14 protein-coding genes are annotated in these 18368 nt (G+C 48.9%); 5 read left to right on the top strand and 9 right to left on the bottom strand.

All coding sequences use genetic code 11. The features are described from left to right. Window positions 1-140: 140 nt before the first annotated feature. The 3 genes from nifJ to DESLBE_RS17725 all read left to right on the top strand — a co-directional run bounded on the left by nifJ (window position 141) and on the right by DESLBE_RS17725 (window position 5314). The gene (gene nifJ, locus DESLBE_RS17735; RefSeq protein WP_144677741.1) at window positions 141-3665 is read left to right on the top strand and encodes a pyruvate:ferredoxin (flavodoxin) oxidoreductase; all 3525 of its coding nucleotides are present in this window, start codon (window positions 141-143) and stop codon (window positions 3663-3665) included. 44 nt (window positions 3666-3709) lie between these two features. Then, entirely contained in the window at window positions 3710-3883 is a 174-nt protein-coding gene (locus tag DESLBE_RS17730; protein WP_018212086.1) for a DUF3787 domain-containing protein, read from the top strand. A 174-nt stretch (window positions 3884-4057) separates the two neighbouring features. Next, window positions 4058-5314, top strand: coding sequence for an ATP-binding protein (locus DESLBE_RS17725; RefSeq protein WP_144677740.1), 1257 nt, complete (start codon window positions 4058-4060; stop codon window positions 5312-5314). Here the strand turns inward: DESLBE_RS17725 and DESLBE_RS17720 are convergent. The 9 genes from DESLBE_RS17720 to DESLBE_RS17680 all read right to left on the bottom strand — a co-directional run bounded on the left by DESLBE_RS17720 (window position 5277) and on the right by DESLBE_RS17680 (window position 14614). Next, the gene (locus tag DESLBE_RS17720; RefSeq protein WP_144677739.1) at window positions 5277-7022 is read right to left on the bottom strand and encodes an ABC transporter ATP-binding protein; all 1746 of its coding nucleotides are present in this window, start codon (window positions 7020-7022) and stop codon (window positions 5277-5279) included. The two genes, DESLBE_RS17725 and DESLBE_RS17720, sit on opposite strands and share 38 nt — an antisense overlap. Then, on the bottom strand, window positions 7015-8796 hold the full coding sequence (locus DESLBE_RS17715) for an ABC transporter ATP-binding protein (protein ID WP_144677738.1): 1782 nt from the start codon (window positions 8794-8796) through the stop codon (window positions 7015-7017). Before DESLBE_RS17715 ends, DESLBE_RS17720 begins: the two co-directional genes overlap by 8 nt. A 102-nt stretch (window positions 8797-8898) precedes the next feature. Next, window positions 8899-9852 (bottom strand): AraC family transcriptional regulator, encoded by a 954-nt coding sequence (locus tag DESLBE_RS17710; RefSeq protein WP_015945452.1) that lies wholly within the window; start codon window positions 9850-9852, stop codon window positions 8899-8901. Window positions 9853-9857: 5 nt separating this feature from the next. Further along, the gene (locus DESLBE_RS17705; RefSeq protein ID WP_144677737.1) at window positions 9858-11360 is read right to left on the bottom strand and encodes an energy-coupling factor ABC transporter ATP-binding protein; all 1503 of its coding nucleotides are present in this window, start codon (window positions 11358-11360) and stop codon (window positions 9858-9860) included. A 13-nt stretch (window positions 11361-11373) separates the two neighbouring features. Further along, window positions 11374-12093 carry an energy-coupling factor transporter transmembrane component T gene (locus DESLBE_RS17700; RefSeq protein ID WP_005815503.1) on the bottom strand — a complete coding sequence of 240 codons (720 nt, stop codon included), beginning with the start codon at window positions 12091-12093 and terminating at the stop codon, window positions 11374-11376. Next, a complete protein-coding gene (locus tag DESLBE_RS17695; protein WP_144677736.1) occupies window positions 12094-12675 on the bottom strand; it encodes an MptD family putative ECF transporter S component in 582 nt (193 codons plus the stop codon). A 181-nt stretch (window positions 12676-12856) separates the two neighbouring features. Continuing rightward, window positions 12857-13282, bottom strand: coding sequence for a universal stress protein (locus DESLBE_RS17690; RefSeq protein ID WP_011462216.1), 426 nt, complete (start codon window positions 13280-13282; stop codon window positions 12857-12859). 22 nt (window positions 13283-13304) lie between these two features. Next, on the bottom strand, window positions 13305-13874 hold the full coding sequence (locus tag DESLBE_RS17685; RefSeq protein ID WP_144677735.1) for an HPP family protein: 570 nt from the start codon (window positions 13872-13874) through the stop codon (window positions 13305-13307). A 227-nt stretch (window positions 13875-14101) separates the two neighbouring features. Next, window positions 14102-14614, bottom strand: a complete 513-nt coding sequence (locus DESLBE_RS17680; RefSeq protein ID WP_144677734.1) for a M23 family metallopeptidase — start codon at window positions 14612-14614, stop codon at window positions 14102-14104. A 256-nt stretch (window positions 14615-14870) separates the two neighbouring features. Between DESLBE_RS17680 and DESLBE_RS17675 the strand changes: the two genes are divergently transcribed. After that, window positions 14871-16343, top strand: a complete 1473-nt coding sequence (locus DESLBE_RS17675; protein WP_144677733.1) for an SLC13 family permease — start codon at window positions 14871-14873, stop codon at window positions 16341-16343. Window positions 16344-16402: 59 nt separating this feature from the next. Further along, window positions 16403-18271 carry an aryl-sulfate sulfotransferase gene (locus DESLBE_RS17670; protein WP_172625448.1) on the top strand — a complete coding sequence of 623 codons (1869 nt, stop codon included), beginning with the start codon at window positions 16403-16405 and terminating at the stop codon, window positions 18269-18271. The last annotated feature ends 97 nt before the right edge of the window (window positions 18272-18368 follow it).

The raw sequence follows: 18368 nt of genomic DNA, 5'->3' as shown, positions 1-18368 counted from the left end.
CTCGAAACGGTTTTCTTTTTTCGCCAGGTCCCGGCATAGGTTGAAATTCAAGCAAAAGCGCAAAAAAATGTATGAGAGTTTCCCAATAACGAATACTAAGCCTAAATCCAAATGCTCATTGTTTTAAAGGAGGTAGTTTCGTGGCAAAGAAAATGAAAACGATGGATGCCAATCAAGCCGCAGCCGAAGCGTCCTATGCTTTGACTGAGGTGGCGACCATCTTCCCCATTACACCTTCCTCGCCCATGGCTGAAGCAGTGGACGAATGGTCTGCCCACAATCACAGAAATATCTTTGATCAGCCTGTCAAAGTGGTCGAGATGGAATCCGAGGCGGGGGCCGCAGCCGCAGTGCATGGTTCCCTGCAAGCCGGAGCCCTGACCACAACCTATACCGCTTCTCAGGGCCTGCTCCTGATGATCCCGGAAATGTATAAGATGGCCGGAAACCTGGTGCCCGCCGTCTTCCATGTCAGCGCCCGGGGCCTGGCCACTCATGCTCTCTCTATCTTTGGTGACCACTCCGATATTAATGCCTGCCGCCAAACAGGCTTTGCCATGCTTTGTTCCAACGATGTTCAGGAAGCCATGGATATGGCCTACATAGCTCATCTGGCCGCCATCAAATCACGGATTCCTCATCTTCACTTTTTTGACGGCTTCAGAACATCCCATGAAGTGCAGAAAATCGAAGTCACTCCCTATGAAGACATTGCTAAATTAGTGGATTACGAAAAGATTCAGCAATTCCGGGATAATGCCCTCAACCCTAACCACCCGGTTTTAAGAGGCACGGCTCAAAACCCGGATATTTATTTCCAAGGCCGGGAAGTCTCCAATCCCTTCTATGAAGCAGTCCCTGATATTATTGAAGACTATTTCAAAGAATTCAAGAAAATCAGCGGACGGGAATACCATCCATTCCAATACTATGGCGATCCCAATGCTGAGAACATTATCGTGGCCATGGGTTCAGTGTGCACCACCATCGAAGAAACCATCGACTTCCTGGCGCAAAGAGGGGAGCGCTTGGGCTTGATCAAAGTCCACCTTTATCGCCCCTTCTGCTCCAGGTATTTCTTCGATGTCCTGCCTAAGTCCGTGAAAAAAATCGCCGTCCTCGATCGCACCAAAGAACCTGGCTCCACCGGTGAGCCCCTCTATCTGGACATCATCCAAATGTTTAACCATCAAGCAACCCGCCCGGTGATCGTCGGCGGCCGCTATGGCTTAGGCTCCAAGGATACCACTCCCTCGCAGATCCTGGCCGTCTTTAAAAACCTCAACCAAGCCCAACCCAAAGACCGCTTCACCATCGGGATTATCGATGATGTCAGCCACACCTCCTTGCCTGAAGAAGAGATCATCGACGCTTCTCCGGAAGGAACCATCCGCTGCAAGTTCTGGGGGCTGGGCTCAGATGGAACGGTAGGGGCCAACAAGAGCGCCATTAAGATCATCGGGGATAATACGGAGCTTAATGTCCAGGGTTATTTCGAATATGACAGTAAAAAATCAGGCGGCACCACCATTTCCCACTTACGCTTTGGCAAGCAGCCCATAAAATCCTCTTACCTGGTTTTTGATGCCGACTATATTGCTTGTCATAACAAATCCTTTATTTATAACTATGACATTGTCAAAGGCCTGAAGAAAGGCGGCACCTTTGTCCTGAACTGCTCCTGGACCCCCGAGGAAGTGGAAGATCACCTGCCCGCCTATCTGAAACGCTATCTCGCTAAACATGATATTAAGTTCTACCTCATTGACGCCATATCCATCGCCGGCGAGATCGGTCTGGGCGGACGTATTAACATGGTTATGCAGTCCGCTTTCTTTAAGCTGGCTAACGTTATTCCTATCGAAGACGCCATTCGTTACTTAAAAGATTCTATCCATAAAGTCTACGGCAAAAAAGGCGCCAAGATTGTAGAAATGAACGAAAAGGCAGTGGACAAAGGGATTGAATCCCTGATCAAGGTCAACGTTCCCCCAGCCTGGGCCGATGTTCCTGATGAAAACATGCCCATCAAAGAGGAGCCTGCTTTCGTCAAAGATATTCAGCGCCCCATGGCCCGCCATGAAGGGGACAACCTGCCCACCAGCGCTTTTGTGGGCAGGGAAGACGGCACTTTCCCCTTAGGCACCACCAAATACGAAAAACGGGGAATCGCGGTTTATGTGCCTGAATGGCAGATCGATAAATGCATCCAATGCAATCAATGCGCCTATGTCTGCCCCCATGCCACCATACGTTCCTTCCTGTTGGACGATCAGGAATCAGCCCAAGCCCCGGATACCTTTAAAACCAAGAAACCCATCAACAAAAAGCTGGAAGGCTACCATTACCGGATTCAAGTATCTCCCCTGGATTGTACCGGCTGCGGCAACTGCGCCGATATCTGTCCCGCACCGGGCAAGGCTTTAGTGATGGAGCCTGCCGATCATGAAATCGAAATGGAAGCCGAAAATTGGGAATTCGCCATGACCGTTACGGAAAAGCGGGATCTGCTGGATGTCAAGACCCTCTTCGGCAGCCAGCTGGCAAGGCCCCTGCTGGAATTCAACGGTGCATGTCCCGGCTGCGGTGAGACACCTTATGCCCGCCTCATTACCCAACTCTATGGCGATCGTATGATTATTGCCAATGCCACCGGGTGTTCCTCCATCTGGGGAGGCAGTGCTCCTTCCGTGCCCTATACCGTCAATGCTGAGGGCAAAGGGCCGGCCTGGATGAATCCCCTCTTCGAAGACAATGCTCAATTCGGTTATGGTATGTATCTTGGCTCCAAGCAAATCCGGGAAAAACTCGCTCAAGTAATGCGTCAGTTAATTGAAAGCGACATCAGCGGCGAAATGAAGGAAGCTTGCCAGGACTGGCTGGATAACTTCGCTGAAGGTGAAGGGTCCAAAAAGGCCAGCGCACGGCTGCTGGAAGCTCTCCAAAAAGAGAATATTGACCGCAATCCCCTCCTTCAGGAAATCATGGCTAAAAAAGACTATCTGATTAAACCCTCCGTCTGGATCTTCGGCGGCGACGGCTTTGCCTATGACATCGGCTACAATGGGGTGGACCATGTCCTGGCCAGCGGGGACGACATTAACATCTTTGTCTTTGATACAGAGGTCTACTCCAATACCGGAGGCCAATCCTCCAAGGCCACGCCAACGGCAGCCATCGCCAAATTTGCCGCCGGCGGTAAAAGAGTCCGCAAAAAAGACCTGGGCCTGATCTCCACCACCTATGGCTATATCTATGTCGCGCAAATTGCCATGGGGGCCAATATGAACCACACCTTGAAAGCCATTGCCGAAGCCGAAAGCTATAAAGGCCCTTCTATCATCATCGCCTACGCTTCCTGTATCAACCACGGCATCAAGACAGGGATGGGTACCAGTATGGCGCAGATGAAGAAGGCCGTGGACGCCGGTTATTGGCACCTGTGGCGTCATGACCCTCGTCTTAAGGAACAGGGCAAAAATCCCTTTATCCTGGATTCCAAAGAGCCCAAAGGCTCCTTCCAGGACTTTATCCAAGGAGAAATCCGCTATTCATCACTCAAAAACGTCTTCCCCGAAATTGCCGGCGAAATGTTCAAAGCGGCGGAGGAGCATGCCCAGGATAAATACCGGACCCTTAAGCGCATGGCGGAAATGCCCTACTAAACCCGGAGGCAAAATCCAGGATGGAATTTAAGGAGGCTTCACTTATGAACGAAAATAAATCCAAAGAAAAGTTCATGGCTAACCCCGTTGAACGGCATGATACGGCCGCCTGGCGGGCCGATATCAAGGAATTGAAAGCCGAATCCAAGGTAGCCATTCCCACAGAGGATTCCGTAGCCGAGGCTAAAGACTGGGTGGATACCAACTCCTTATCATAGCAGGTAAGGGGAGACCCTAAAAACATTTACTTCCTGATTAAACGTTTAAAAGAAAAGGGTTCTTGGAAGTGTATTCCAAAAACCCTTTTCTTTTTCATTCCAATGCAAAAACTTATTCATCCTTGTCTATTACTGCATTATAATGTATATAATAGCGTCAAGGAGGTGCCTCCCATGTACCGTATCAACCGACAGACTTATCTGGATTTTCTCATCCGCAATAAAGATCGGCAGATCATCAAGGTGGTCTCCGGCATCCGCCGCTGCGGCAAATCCACTCTGTTTGAAATTTACCGGGATTGGTTGTTGGCAAATGGCATCGAATCATCCCAGCTCATTTTTATCAATTTCGAAGAGCTGAATTTCGAGCACCTGACCGATTATCGTGAACTCTATAGCCATCTCAGACCTTTGCTGCTCCCTGATCGTATGAACTACATCTTTCTGGATGAAATTCAGCATGTGGAACAGTTTGAAAGAGTAGTGGACAGTCTTTTCATCCAAAAAAATGTGGACATTTACATCACCGGTTCCAACGCGTGGTTTATGTCTGGAGAACTGGCTACGCTGCTGACCGGGCGCTATGTAAAACTCCAGATGCTGCCCCTCTCCTTCGCCGAGTATAGTGAAGGCATGGCGGTGCAGGGTAACCGGCTGCCCCGGCGGGAGCTGTTTGATTGCTACCTGCGGGACAGTTCTTTCCCCTACGCCCTCCAGCTCACGGGCAGTGAAAAGGATATTCTGGAGTACCTGCGGGGTATTTACAGCTCAGTTCTCTTAAAGGACGTGGTCACCAGGCAGCGAATTGCCGATGTGATGACGCTGGAGGACGTGATCAAATTTGTCTTTGACAATATCGGCAGCCTTTTGTCCAGCACCAAAGTCGCCAACACCCTAACCTCCTCCGGGCGCAAGGTGGATTCCCGTACTGTGGAAAAATACCTGCAAGGGCTGATGGACAGCCTGCTGATTTATCAGGTCAAGCGGTACGACATCAAGGGCAGGCAATATCTTGCCAGCTTGGAAAAATATTATATGGCCGACCTGGGGATGCGCCAGCTGCTTCTGAGCAACAAACGCCGTCCGGACCTAGAGCATTTGCTGGAAAATGTGGTGTACCTGGAATTGCTGCGCCGGGGCTGCCAGATTTATATGGGCCAAATGCCCGGCGGCGAGGTGGATTTCGTAGCACAGTATGGGGCAAGCGTCACCTACTACCAAGTAGCGGCGTCGGTGATGGATGAAAGGACACTGGAGCGTGAACTGGCACCCCTTCAGAAGATCAGGGACAACTACCCTAAGGTGCTGCTGACACTGGATGATATTATCGTCAACCGGGATTACGACGGCATCCGGCATGTGAACGTTCTGGATTGGTTAATGGGCAGTGAAACTAGATACTCCAACTTTCAGCCTGCCGGCGAATGGTGATAAAGCGCCGGAACAACCCCTCCTGGGCCACCAGCTCCTTATAGGTGCCCTTTTGAATGATGCGCCCCTCATCCAGAACAAGAATTTGATCGGCATGTTCAATGGTGGGCATACGGTGAGCGATGACGATGATGGTTTTGCCCTGAGTCAGGGCACTGAGAGCCCCCTGAATAAAATGCTCATTTTCCGGATCCACACTGGCGGTAGCCTCATCCAGAATGACAATGGGGGCATTCTTTAGGATAGCCCGGGCTATGGAAATCCGCTGTTTTTCCCCCCCGGAAAGGGAGGAGCCTCCTTCTCCCACCATGGTGTTATAGCCCTCCGGCAAAGCTGATATGAAGTCATGGCAACGGGCCTGCCTGGCCGCTTCAGTCACCTCTGCCATGGTGGCATCCGGCTTCCCGAATCTTATATTATTGACTATGGTGTCCTGGAACAGATAAACATTCTGGAAAACCATGCTGATATTGCTCAGGAGACTATCACAGGTCAGCTCCCGCACATCCGTACCTCCAATACGAATACTCCCGGAATCCACATCGTAGAAGCGGGCAATCAAATTGCAGATGGTGGTCTTGCCGCTGCCTGAAGGCCCTACGATAGCCGTCGTCGTATTTTGAGGAACAGTCAGAGAGACTCCGTCCAGAATCCTGCGTTGCTCATAGGCAAAGACCACATCCGCCATCTCTATGGTGTAGTTGTCCAATACCTTGTCCTCGCCCTTCTCATCAATAAACTCTGCTTCCTTGATCTTTTCCAGTTTATCCAGGGTTGGGCCAATCACCTGCAGAACGTGGGTGGCATTGTTGATCTGTTCCACATGGTTAAAAATCATAAAGGAAAACACCGCCAACATCAGAAAGACAGGGATGGGCAGACTTCCTTGGACCGCCTGAAAAGCGGACATCGCCACGATGACCACCGATGCCGATTTGAGAGCCAAAAGATGGAGGCAGTTGCAGGGAACATACTCCTGTTCAATCTTGACATTGATCTGCCGGTGCTTCCCATAGGCCCGGTGTATGCTTTCCACCGAGACTCCCTCCTTCCCGTAGGCCTTAACCACGGGAATACCCCGTATATATTCCAGGGTAGCCGCAATGATCTCATTTTGCGCCTTTTGATGAACAGGCGCATTCCGGCGGCTGAAAAATCCCATCAGACCCAGGGCCAAGGCCGATAATAGGGTGCCCAGGACTGAAATCACTGCAACCTCCCAGCTGTAAAAGGCTACGCAGAGGATCATGGCCAGGGCACTGACATATCCCCCGATCACAGAGTCGATCATTTTCATGGCGAACATCTCCACAAAGGATAGGTCGGTGGTCACTGCCCCCACCAACTCCCCGGTGGTATTGCGATCAAAGAAACCTAAAGAAACCCTCTTGAGCAGGTTGCCGATGCTCATCCGTTCCTCCGCGGTCACTTCATAAGCTACACTTTCCTGAAAAACAGCCCTTAGATAGGAGAAGAAAAATCGTCCCAAAATCATGAACACCATAAAAATCAGCAGGTAAAGAGCCCAGATGGAAGTCAGTTCAAACCGGCCGGCCTGATCCTCAAGCATCAGGTTAAGGACATAAGCAGCCGCCATAACAGACATAGCCGTGAATAGTGTGGAGATAAAAGACCAAAAAAATCCCCAGTACAGACGATTTTTCCGGGTTCCGGTCCAGGCAACCAGCCGGCGCATGGTTTTAAGCATGGGCTATTTCCCCCTTCCTGCCGCTGTTGGCCGCCCAAGTTTTTGCCCCGGTATGAGCCCGCCACATATCTTGGTAAAGGGCGCATTTTTCCAGAAGTTCCTGCTGGGTCCCCCCGGCAACAACTCTTCCCTCTTGCAGAACAAAAATTTGGTCGGCGTTTTTTATGGTCGATAGCCGGTGGGCTATCACCAGCAATGTTTTCCCCTTGGTCAGCACAGCAAGGGAACGCTGCAGCTTATCCTCATTTTCCGGATCGGTGAAGGCTGTGGCTTCATCGAGAATGACGATAGGAGCGTTCTTTAGGATGGCCCGGGCGATGGCAATTCTCTGGCGTTCGCCCCCGGAAAGCTTGCCGCCGGCTTCACCGGCGGGAGTGGCCCAGCCTTTTTCCAGGCGGGAGATGAACTCTTCACACTGGGCAGCTCGGGCGGCTGCATAGACTTCCTCGTCCCTGGCCGTAGGTTGGCCAAGGCGGATATTCTCCAGCAAAGAGCAATTGAAGAGAAAGTTATCCTGAGTGACGAAACTGACCAGCTGGGAAAGCTGGGCAAGGGGAATTTTCCGGATGTCCGTGCCGCCGATGGTGATAGAGCCCTTACCCACATCCCAGAACCGGGCAATCAGCCGGGCAATGGTTGATTTCCCCCCGCCGGAGGGACCGACCAAGGCCGTATAGCTGCCCTCAGGAATTTGGAGATTGATGCCCCGGAGCACATCCCCTTTGCTCTCTTTATAGGCAAAAGAAACGTCTTTAAGCTCTACATCAAAAGAGGCCAGCTGGACCGGGCAAGCTGTATCCGGAAGACTGGGGAGCTCCAGGAGCTCATTGACATCCTTAACGGCATACTGAACAGCCTTCCATTCATTGACGGCAACGGTAAACCAGGTCACGGGAGCCACCATACTTAAGGACAGGATCATGGAGAGAGTCAGTTCAGCAGGAGTCAGGCTCCCCTCGATATAAAGGAGCACTCCCACGGGCAGAACTCCCAGCAAAGTGGAAGGAAGAATCGCATTGCCCAGATTCATCAGCTTCCAGGTGCTCTGAAACCAGGCTAAGGTGAATTCCCGGAAGGAGGAGACTGCTCCGGCAAACTTCTCATAGGATTCCGTGGATTGATTAAAAGCCTTGATCACCTGAATCCCCTCCACGTATTCCACAATGATGCTGTTGACATGATTGCTGGCCTCCATATAGGCGGCATATTGACTGTTGAAGTTTCTCATCATTATCCCGTAGACGATGGCTCCCAAAGGTACACAGATCAGGGAAGCCAAGGCCATTCGCCAATCGATAAAAACAAGATAAATAAAAATAGCTAAGGGAAAGAGAAAATTGGAAATGCCCTCAGGAATCATATGGGCCAGCGGCAGTTCAATGGTTTCTACCCGGTCCACAACGATGTTCTTCATTTTTCCTGCCCGTTGGGATAGGACCTCCCCTAAAGGAGCGGACATCAGTCTTTCTGTCGCTCCCAGACGGATATTTTCTAAGATCTGATAGGCTGATCGGTGTGATAAGGTGGTGGAAATCCCATAAAAAAGGATCTTGAGCACATAACCCCCCACACTTATCCCAGACCAAAACAAAATATCCCCTGCTCCCGGTGACCCGCCAAAAAAGAGCATCATGATTTGGTATACACCCCAAAAGGGAACCAAACCGGCTGCCACACTGATTAGGGCGCATAAAACAGAAAGGACCATTCTGCTCCTGCACTCCTGGGCAAAATAAAAAATAGTGGCAAGGGTTCCTCTTTGTTTGCTTTTCATGTTCTCCCCTCCTAAAGAAAAATGATTAGCATCTGCTAACCATCTTTAAAATACCTTTATTTTTACTTCCTTACCACTCCGTTCCAGATATCGGCACTCCATTCAGACAATGGATTTTCGGTATTCCGCCGGAGTCATGCCCATGACCGATTTAAAAGCGGCGGCGAACTTGCTGGCATTGTCATAGCCCATCTGCTGAGCAATCGTTGTGATGCTTTCTTTGGTCTGACGGAGTTTGATAGCCGCGGCATTCATGCGGTAGGACTTGCTATAAGCATAGATCGAGGTTCCATACACTCCTTTAAAGCAGTTTTTCATAGCGGTAATGGGAAAATCAAACTCAACGGACAATTGCTCCAGAGTGTAATGGTGCTGGGGGTTTTCCGTAATCAAGGCCATAACACTCTTAACTTTTTCGACCTGAGTTTTATAAAAATAAGGTCTTTCCCTGCTTCCTTCAGGAATCTCCAGGGTACTCAGGAAAAGCAGCATCTCCAGAACCTTAATTTTAAAAAAGGTGTCCCGAATCGTTTCCGGTACGGAATAAAGCTCGGAAAAAATATGCTCAATGCTTGCCCCTGCCCGCATAATAAAGAGCTGGCCCTTGCTGCAGAATTTGTCCCGAAGGGCGTTCACATCCACTGAAAAACCTGCCAATATTCCCGGCAGCACTGCCCCGGCCTCTTCAAGACATAGGGCAACCGTGATGCCGTGATAATGACGCAGCGGAAAACGGAACATTCCGGCATGATCCACACGGGTGCTCATCTGCAGATCGCCGGCCTCCATATACTGACACCTGCCATCCTCCATCTCCCACTCCAACCGCCCTTCCCGACAATGATCAATGCAAAACATGTCCGTTCCGGGACGAAAATAGGACGTACAAGATTCCAGATGGAAATCATTATAGAGGAGGCTCACTCCCGGAAAAACCGGATAGACCCTCATTAAACCGTCTCCGGTGCTGTCCTGAAGCCTGAAGACGGTACAGCTTTCACTCTTGTCTATGGGTGACACATTTTTCCCCAGATCAGCGGCTTCTTCTAAAGTCATCCTGTTCACACCACCCTTTCCCTTCTTTCTCCAGGCTCCTTTACCGCCTCAAGAAAATAGGAGAGCATCCTTCCCCTGCCACAAGCATCCAAAGGTCTGTTATCAATGATTTTCCCTTCTTGCATATGCAGGATATGGGTGCAGCAGGACAGGATAAATTCCGGATCATGAGTAACAACCAAGACGCTTTTCCCTATCCCGGCTAATTGAGACAGACTCCGGGCTACTCCCTGCATATGCAGCAGATCCAGTCCACTGGTGGGTTCATCAAAAAGTATCAATTCCCGCCGGGAGGCTATCGCCGAAGCAATGGCAACTCTCTGTTTTTGGCCTCCGGATAGGGACATGGGATGGCGCTCTTTGAACTGCAACAGATCGAGGCCTTTAAGGATTTCCTCCCCCTGCTTCACATCCGGATGCCCCATGGAAATCAGCACCTCATCCAGCACGCTCTCTGTAAATAATTGATGGTTTACATCCTGCATGACCATATAAGAACGCTTTAATCGTTCCTTCCTTCCCAGACTCTCCCCCTGCATCCCCACCCTGCCGCGGCACCTCTTTTCCAGACCGCATAGACACCGTGCCAAAGTGGATTTTCCCGCTCCGTTGTGGCCGGTAACTGCAACCACCGCCCCTTGGGGGAACAATGTTTCCCTAATGTCCAGGCTCCGGCCTCCCCGGGGATAGGCGAAGGAAAAGCCGGACAAGGCAATGGCCCCCTCAGTCCTTGGTAAATGTAGCGGGGCGTCCTCCAGTAAACCCTCCAAGGATAAAGAACGCAGCCCCATGGCATCCAGTTCCCCCCTTGGCAAAGCGCGGAATTCCTGACCTGAATATTCCTGCTGAATGCGTCCTTTCTTCATATAGATTACCCGATCCACCAATTCACGGAGATAGTACAACCGATGTTCAGCAATGATCACGGTTTTGCCCTGAGCCTTCAGCTTGGTCAAAAGAGCTCGTAATTCTTCGATAGCCAAAGCATCCAGATTGGAAGAGGGCTCATCTAAGACATAAACCTGAGGCCCCAGCGCCGCCACAGCGCCACAGGCAATTTTCTGCTTTTCTCCTCCTGATAAGGCAAAGATATTGCGATCCAGCAAAGGCTCTAATCCTAATTCAAGGGCAATCCTCTCCACCCGGGCGCAAATCTCCTTTAGGGGCAGACCCATATTTTCACAACCAAAGGCCAATTCACCGGTGGTGTCCATATTAAAAAACTGGCTGCGGGGATTCTGAAACACCGAACCTACTTTCCCCGCCGTCTCATAGAGAGGGGCCTTAGCAACATCCAGGCCCCCGACCCATACCTGTCCCTTAAGGACCCCTCCATAAAAGTTGGGAATTAAACCGTTGAGCAGACGTGTTAAAGTGGTTTTCCCGCAGCCGGAGCCGCCGCACAGCAGGAGAAATTCGCCCTCTTCAACTTTCAGCTCAATATCCTCAAGCCCGCTGTCTCTCTCACCGTTTCCATAAGCAAAAGATACTTGTTTAAGCTCAATCATTTCTTCCTCACCTCTACATTACCAGCCAAATTGCCAGGGCTCCCCAAGTAATCACCATGATAAGCCAGTCCATAAGGCCAAAGCCAATGGAGCAGATATTGGTTCGCTTAACAGGTCTGCCCAAGCCTCTGGTCAAAGCCGCCGCGGAAAGCTCTTCCCCGATCTTTACAGTGCACATCATCATGGGTATCAGCCGGTATTCCAGCATAGCTCCCGGACGTTGTCCTCCCAATCTGATCCCGCGCATCCGCATCGCGTCATTGATGGCCGCATTTTCTTCAACCACCGTGGGGATAAAGCGAAGCATCACTGCAAAAGGAATAATGATTTTTTGGGGCAGGCCCAGACCTTCCATCGCCCCGATAAGTTCCGCAATTTTCGTGGTAGTAACCACATAATAGCCCATCACCAAGCCAGGCAGATAACGGGTAATGACACCGGTGAAGATGACTATCATCAGATTCCACATGCCCTGACTACGGCTGATTAGCATGATCTCAGCGGAAAAAGCCCCCAGTATAAGGAGCCCGTAAAGCAGCGCCGGATGATGCCGTCCCTCCACCAGCAACAAGAAAAACGGCAGCAGAGCTAAAGCAGGCCGAAGCACCGCCGAGGGACCACTGAATCCTCCGGTGACCAAAACAATATTAACGACCAGAAGCATCATAAACTTAGTTCGGGGATCCAGCCAAAACCGGGTCTTTGTGCCCTTACCTAAAATTACTCCATTCATTCAGGCAATTCCCGCCCTCTCAAAATGCTTTTTCAAAGCAGCTCTTCCCAGATAGGCACCGGCTAAAGCTCCCAAAGCGATAATCAAAACAAAGAACCCAAAAAACCAGGTAGGAGTAATGGCCATCAAGCTATCTGCATAAGCATCTCCATAACCGTCCCGAATAGTGGCGAAGTAAGATTCCCGCATAAAGAACAAAGGGAACATCAAACCCATCAGCCATTCGCTAAACACCACATACCCCATGCGGATGGAAGTCCAGTTTCTGTATCTGCCGCCCTTTAAGATAAAATCTCCCAGCAAAGCACAAACAATGCCAAGCGGGATACAAGGCCAGGGATGGCCGAAGATAAACATAAGCAGCCCAAGGATGGTTCCCATGATAGTGACCATGCCGAATTTCTGCACCCGGGTAAGAAAGAGCATGAAGGGAATCCCCGCCGCCAAGGGGCAAAGAAAAGGAATGACCAGCAGCATGACCGGTATGTATCCCACCATGGCCACCACAAAGAACACTACAAAGTAAATGGCAGTAAATAGTCCTACGTTGATCAGATCTTTGGTCTGGAGTGTGTTATCCACGGTAAAGCGTTCCCTCCTTCACTATTCGAGTTAGTTTCCGCTAACCCTCTTTTTTAAAAAAAGCGCCTTTGGGCGCAATTTAATGTAAAGATACTATTAGTTTATCAGGGGAGCTCTTCTGCTTTCCACTCCATTTTGTTAAAATCGCTCCATTTGGGCAAAGGGTTTCAGGGCGGAATTCTTACTTAATAAGCAGCACCGGCCTTGATGTTTTAGCGAGAACCTTTTGACTTACGCTCCCCATGAATGTTCCGGCCAGGGAAGTATAGCCACGATAACCCATGACAACCAAATCGATATCTTCACTGACAATCTCCTCCAAGATTACTAAGGCAGGGTAACCAGGTTTTACTCGGCAAGTCAGCCTTACTCCTCCCAGATCCACATTTTTAGTTGTAGCCGCTAAGGTGGCCTCACCGTTAGGATTAAACTGCTGTTGCACCACGGTTGCATCCTCGCTGAGCAGATACCCCAGCGCCTCAGGAGTCATCAGCACATTGAGCAGTATAATCTCCCCATTAAATTTTTTGCCCATCTCTAAAGCTGCTAATAATGCTCTGCGGGAATATTCCGATCCATCCGTTGGAACAAGAATCTTGGCAAACACAATAACACCCTCTCCCTCTAGCTTAGTACCAATAGCGCGGGTAATTCCGATTAGGTGATAAATTATTGACTAATACTGCAACCAAAACCAAGATGATACTGCCCGAGATCATTGGGGCAACAATAAACATGGGGCCGGCACCATTAAGCACGGCGAGCATGGCCGTTGCCCCACCCGGCGGATGAGTGGTTTTCGTTAACAACATGACCAGTATAGCAAGAGTCGCGCCTAAGGTCACCGACCACCATGTTATTCCAAAAATCTGATAGGTTAATACCCCTATACTTGCCGAAAACGTATGCCCTAAAATTACATTGCGTGGTTGAGACAGCGGGGCATCAGGAACTCCATAGACTAAGACCGCTGATGCTCCCAGGGAGGCTGCCAGCATCGGAATCTCGTAAATAAACAGTAAGATGCTTAAGAATGAGATACCTAACATAGTGCCAAGCAAGGTAATCAGAATGTCTAAGGGAGCAGGGGAAACAAGGGGCGTGATTCTTTTATGTCCCTTAAATTTAACCAGATAGTTAATGAGTTTACTTTTCTTTTGACCATTTTCCATAATTGGGGCACTATCCATAAGATCCAACTTAATTCCCTCCTTTCCTAATGAAGCATTGAATGGAGCGAATAAAGTGTATCTAATGCAACATAAGGAAATCGTACCGAAAATCCCTCCCGTTCAGCGTGAGTCAAATCACACCGTTAAGAAAAAAGGGACCACTGCCGGCTTTCAATCGGAAGCCTGCAGTGGTCCCCTTCTTTTCGTCTAGATTATCACTGAACTAACCCGCGTTTGACTGAAAGAAGTCTTGTTTAATTAATATCTACCTGAACCAGATCCCCATGCCGGACCTCGTAATGAAGATGAGTTTGTTCAATAGTTCCGAAGATATCCGGGTAGTAGCCGATCTGCCCGATGGCCTGATCCACGTCCAACCAATCCCCTTCTTTTACACGCAGATTTTTTAACCCGCCATAGATGACACTCCAATCCTCACCGCAATCCACTTCAACTTTATGACCAAGGAATGGATCCGGTCCGGCATAAGTTACTCTTCCGGCATGTTTAACCCGAATAACAGCTCCCTCAGCTTGAGCATAATCCGTTCCGGGGTGAAAAAGAGTGGTCTCTAATTCTTCAGAATAATATTCCCCGGCCACACGCAGGGGCTTTCCTTGAATTGGACTGGGGAAATCCTCAAGGGTCTTTAGAACCGGCCCGCCCTTTGCTGCGGAGCTTTCTTGTCCCTCAGCCAGCAAAACACTCCCACCAAATAAGATTAATCCTGCACTAAGAACTGCGGATAAGATTTTCAATCCCCACATACATCATCACCTCTAGGACTATCTTTACCCAGAGGAGAATGAATTAGACCCATAAGATTTCCAAATAAAAAGGATAATCAAATCAAATTTTCGTCATTTTGTTAGCGTATGTTATCTCTTTTATTTAACCCTGTTGCTACACTGTTTGTGAAAGTAGGAATAAGATGATGGACGACTGGGGGGATCATGGCAAGATAACCCGGATAAAGTAAACCCTTTACAGAACTCAACTTAAATAATTATTAGGGGTGAAAACATGCTTAATAATAAACCCGGAATTGAGAAAAAAGGTTCTTTAAACATGACTCTTATCCACAGTATGATCGGTATCGGTTTTATGGTATTATTCCCTCTTCTCGATCCCATCGGCCCCATCACTGAAGTCGGCATGCATGTTCTGGCGATCTTCGTCGGCATGGTCTATCTCTGGTCTGCCGTAGAAAGCATTTGGCCCAGTCTCTTAGGTTTATTCCTTCTTGCTATGTGTGGCTTTGATAGTATCAAAAACGTAGCCCTCAGTGCCTTTGGTAATGAAGTGGTTGTTTTGGTCATGATCTCCATGGTTCTCTTCGCTGCCGTGGAGTATGCAGGATGTACCCAGTATTTGGCCCGCTGGTTCTTAACACGAAAAGTGATTAATGGAAAGCCTTACATCTTTCTCTCCGTATTTTTTCTCTCTTCTTTTTTCCTTGCGGGTTTGACCAGTCCTTTGGCCAGTTTGCTGATTCTTTGGCCTATTGCTGTTGAGTTCCTTAACGAATTTAAAGTCGAAAAGGGCGATAAAGCCTATGCCCTTACTATCTTTGGCGTGTATATGGCCGCTACCTTCGGTCAACCCATGTTCCCCTTTAAAGGCGCCGCCCTGGCGGTTGTGGGCACTTTCCAAAAAATTTCCGGTCTTCAAGTGAACTATGTGTCCTATGTAACCTTTAACATTGTTATGTCCCTTATCATGATTTTTACCCTAATGCTCCTGGCGCGATTTGTCTTTAAAGTCGATTTGTCCTCATTTAAAAATGTAAATATTGAACAGTTTAAGAAAAACCCTCTCCCGCCCATGAACTTGCAGCAAAAGCTCTTTCTGGGATCCATTCTTGCCTATATCGTCTTGTTGATGGCTCCAAGTATTCTGCCCAAAGCCTGGGCTATAACCGCCTTACTTAACAAAATGGGAACTCTGGGTGTGACCTTCATTTGCGTCATTGTCCTAATGGTCATTCAAATTGGCGGGAAACCGGCCCTCCCCTATAAAGCAGTCGCCGCCAAAAGTCTATCCTGGGATATCTATTTCCTGGTGGCTGCGGCTATGTACGGCGCCGATGCTGTATCCAATGAAGCTACCGGAATTAAACTATGGCTGGTCCAGATCCTTCAGCCCCTCCTTGGTGACAAACCGGAACTAGTCTTTGTGGGATTGCTCCTGATCTTCATCCTCATCACCACCAACTTCGCCAACAATGCCGGCATGACCATTATCCTGCTTCCCGTCGTGCTTGCCTTTGCCGACCAATATCCCGCTCTAAATATTGTGGCCGTATCCATGTGCCTTACTATGGGAGCCTTCTTTGCTTTTCTTACTCCAGCGGCTTCTCCTTATGCAGGCATGATGCACGCCCGGAAGGATCTTATCGAATTAAACTACATTCTGAAATTTGGCTTTCCCATCTGTTTTGCCGGTCTATTGATCTATGCCTTAATCGGATATCAAATTGCTAAGTTCCTCTTCTAATCCACTTCTTTTGCCAAGGGAAACTCAAAACTATCAAATAAATTCTTAGGAGGTCTATCATGAGTGTAAAGTACAAAGAATTCGAACACATTATTTCGAGCCAGTATCGAGCGGAACAAGAATTTTTAGCAGAGTATCAGAAGGGCGGCTATTCCTTTCAAAAGCCTTATGTCAAGTTAAATCCTTATCTAATCGCTCCCTTAACCGCCCTGATCCTATTTGAAACAGAACAGCCCACCACTGTATCCATTACCGTTAAAGGCAAGGAAGAAGCTGGGAATATCCGTTTTGACTTCCCTGAAGCCAAGGAACATATCCTTCCTGTCTACGGTCTTTACGGAAACTATGAAAATGAAATAGAGCTTGCTTTAGCCAATGGGGAAAAAAACACCCTCGAGATCAAAACCGACGAACTTCCTGATAAAGTGAAGCAACCCACCCTGTTCTCGACAACGCCGGAGTATTTCCAGGATAATATGATGTTTGTCAGCCCTACGTCACCGGCAATGACAGCAGCCTATGACTATCGCGGCGAAGTCCGCTGGTATTCACCTATCAACTTTGCCTTCGACCTCAAACGGGTGAAGAACGGTCGCCTTCTGATCGGTACGGATCGCCTCATGTTGCCCCCCTACCATACCACCGGTCTCTACGAATTGGGTATCATCGGCAAGATTTATAAAGAGTATCGTCTCCCCGGCGGTTACCACCATGACCAATTCGAAATGGAAGACGGCAACCTCCTCATCCTGACCCAGGATCCCCCCCGGGGAACCGTGGAAGACATGTGCGTCCTGGTTGACCGCAAGACCGGGCAAATCCTTAAGAAATGGGATTATCAACAAATTCTCCCTCAATATCCTGTCGGTGGATCGGGGAGCCAGGATCAACACGACTGGTTCCATAATAACGCCGTTTGGTATGACAAAAAAACCAACTCCTTAACTCTCTCCGGACGTCACCAAGATGCCGTGATCAACATCAACTATGAAACCGGTAAACTCAATTGGATCATCGGCGACCCGGAAGGCTGGCCCCAGGATATGGTGGATAAGTACTTCTTCAAACCTGTGGGAGATGGAGATTTCGACTGGCAATATGAGCAGCATGCTTGTGTGGTTCTCCCTGACGGGGATATCATGTGTTTCGACAATGGCCATTGGAGAGCCAAGATAAAGGAAAACTATGTTCCTGCTAAAGACAATTTCTCCCGTGGTGTGCGTTACAGAATCGATACAGAAAAAATGGAAATCCGGCAAGTTTGGCAGTATGGCAAAGAACGGGGAGCGGAATTCTTTTCTACGTATATCTGCAATGTGGAGTACTACGGAGAAGGACATTATCTGGTCCACTCCGGCGGGATAGGAAAATACAAAGGGGAAACCTGCGACACCCCTCCCTCCAGATATGTAGGGGATGATCTTCACTATACGGAATTCAACTCCATCACTGTGGAGCTCAAAGATGATGTGGTCATGTACGAAATGCAGCTTCCCGCCAACTACTACCGGGCTGAAAAGCTAAAACTTTATTGTGCTGAAGACATCTTAACCTTTGGTCAAGGTGAGATATTGGGAACCTTAGGAGTTACCGAAAAATTCCTCACCCTACCTCCCACAGAAGAAGGCGGCATGGTCCCCGAAGGTTATGGGGTAAAAGTCGGTTTAGAAGAAGATCGCATTATATTTAAAGCTCGCTTTGAAAAAGGCCAAATGGTTCTCCTGCAATTGGAAGGAGAAGAAGCTTACAGCTATTTTATCCCCACTACCAAACGTCCTTTCCTGGCCATGTGTGTAGGAACTTTCTTGGAATCCGACGATCGAGCCGTCGAATTTCCTGTCAGCCGGGAAGGTTTAGCAGGTGAGTTCAAAGTCTCTCTCATTATCGATGAGAAGAAATATGACACCGGATTGACTCTTCACCTTTAATTCCAAGGACTGACCAACAGAGAATCTTTTCTAAAAGCTATCGTGACAGTAGGCTATGATAAAGAAAGACAAACCGTCTTGTTTATTGTAGCCTAAC

The sequence above is a fragment of the Desulfitobacterium sp. LBE genome (assembly GCF_007830365.1).
Lineage (GTDB): Bacteria > Bacillota > Desulfitobacteriia > Desulfitobacteriales > Desulfitobacteriaceae > Desulfitobacterium > Desulfitobacterium hafniense.
This window is presented reverse-complemented; position numbering and strand designations above follow the sequence as displayed.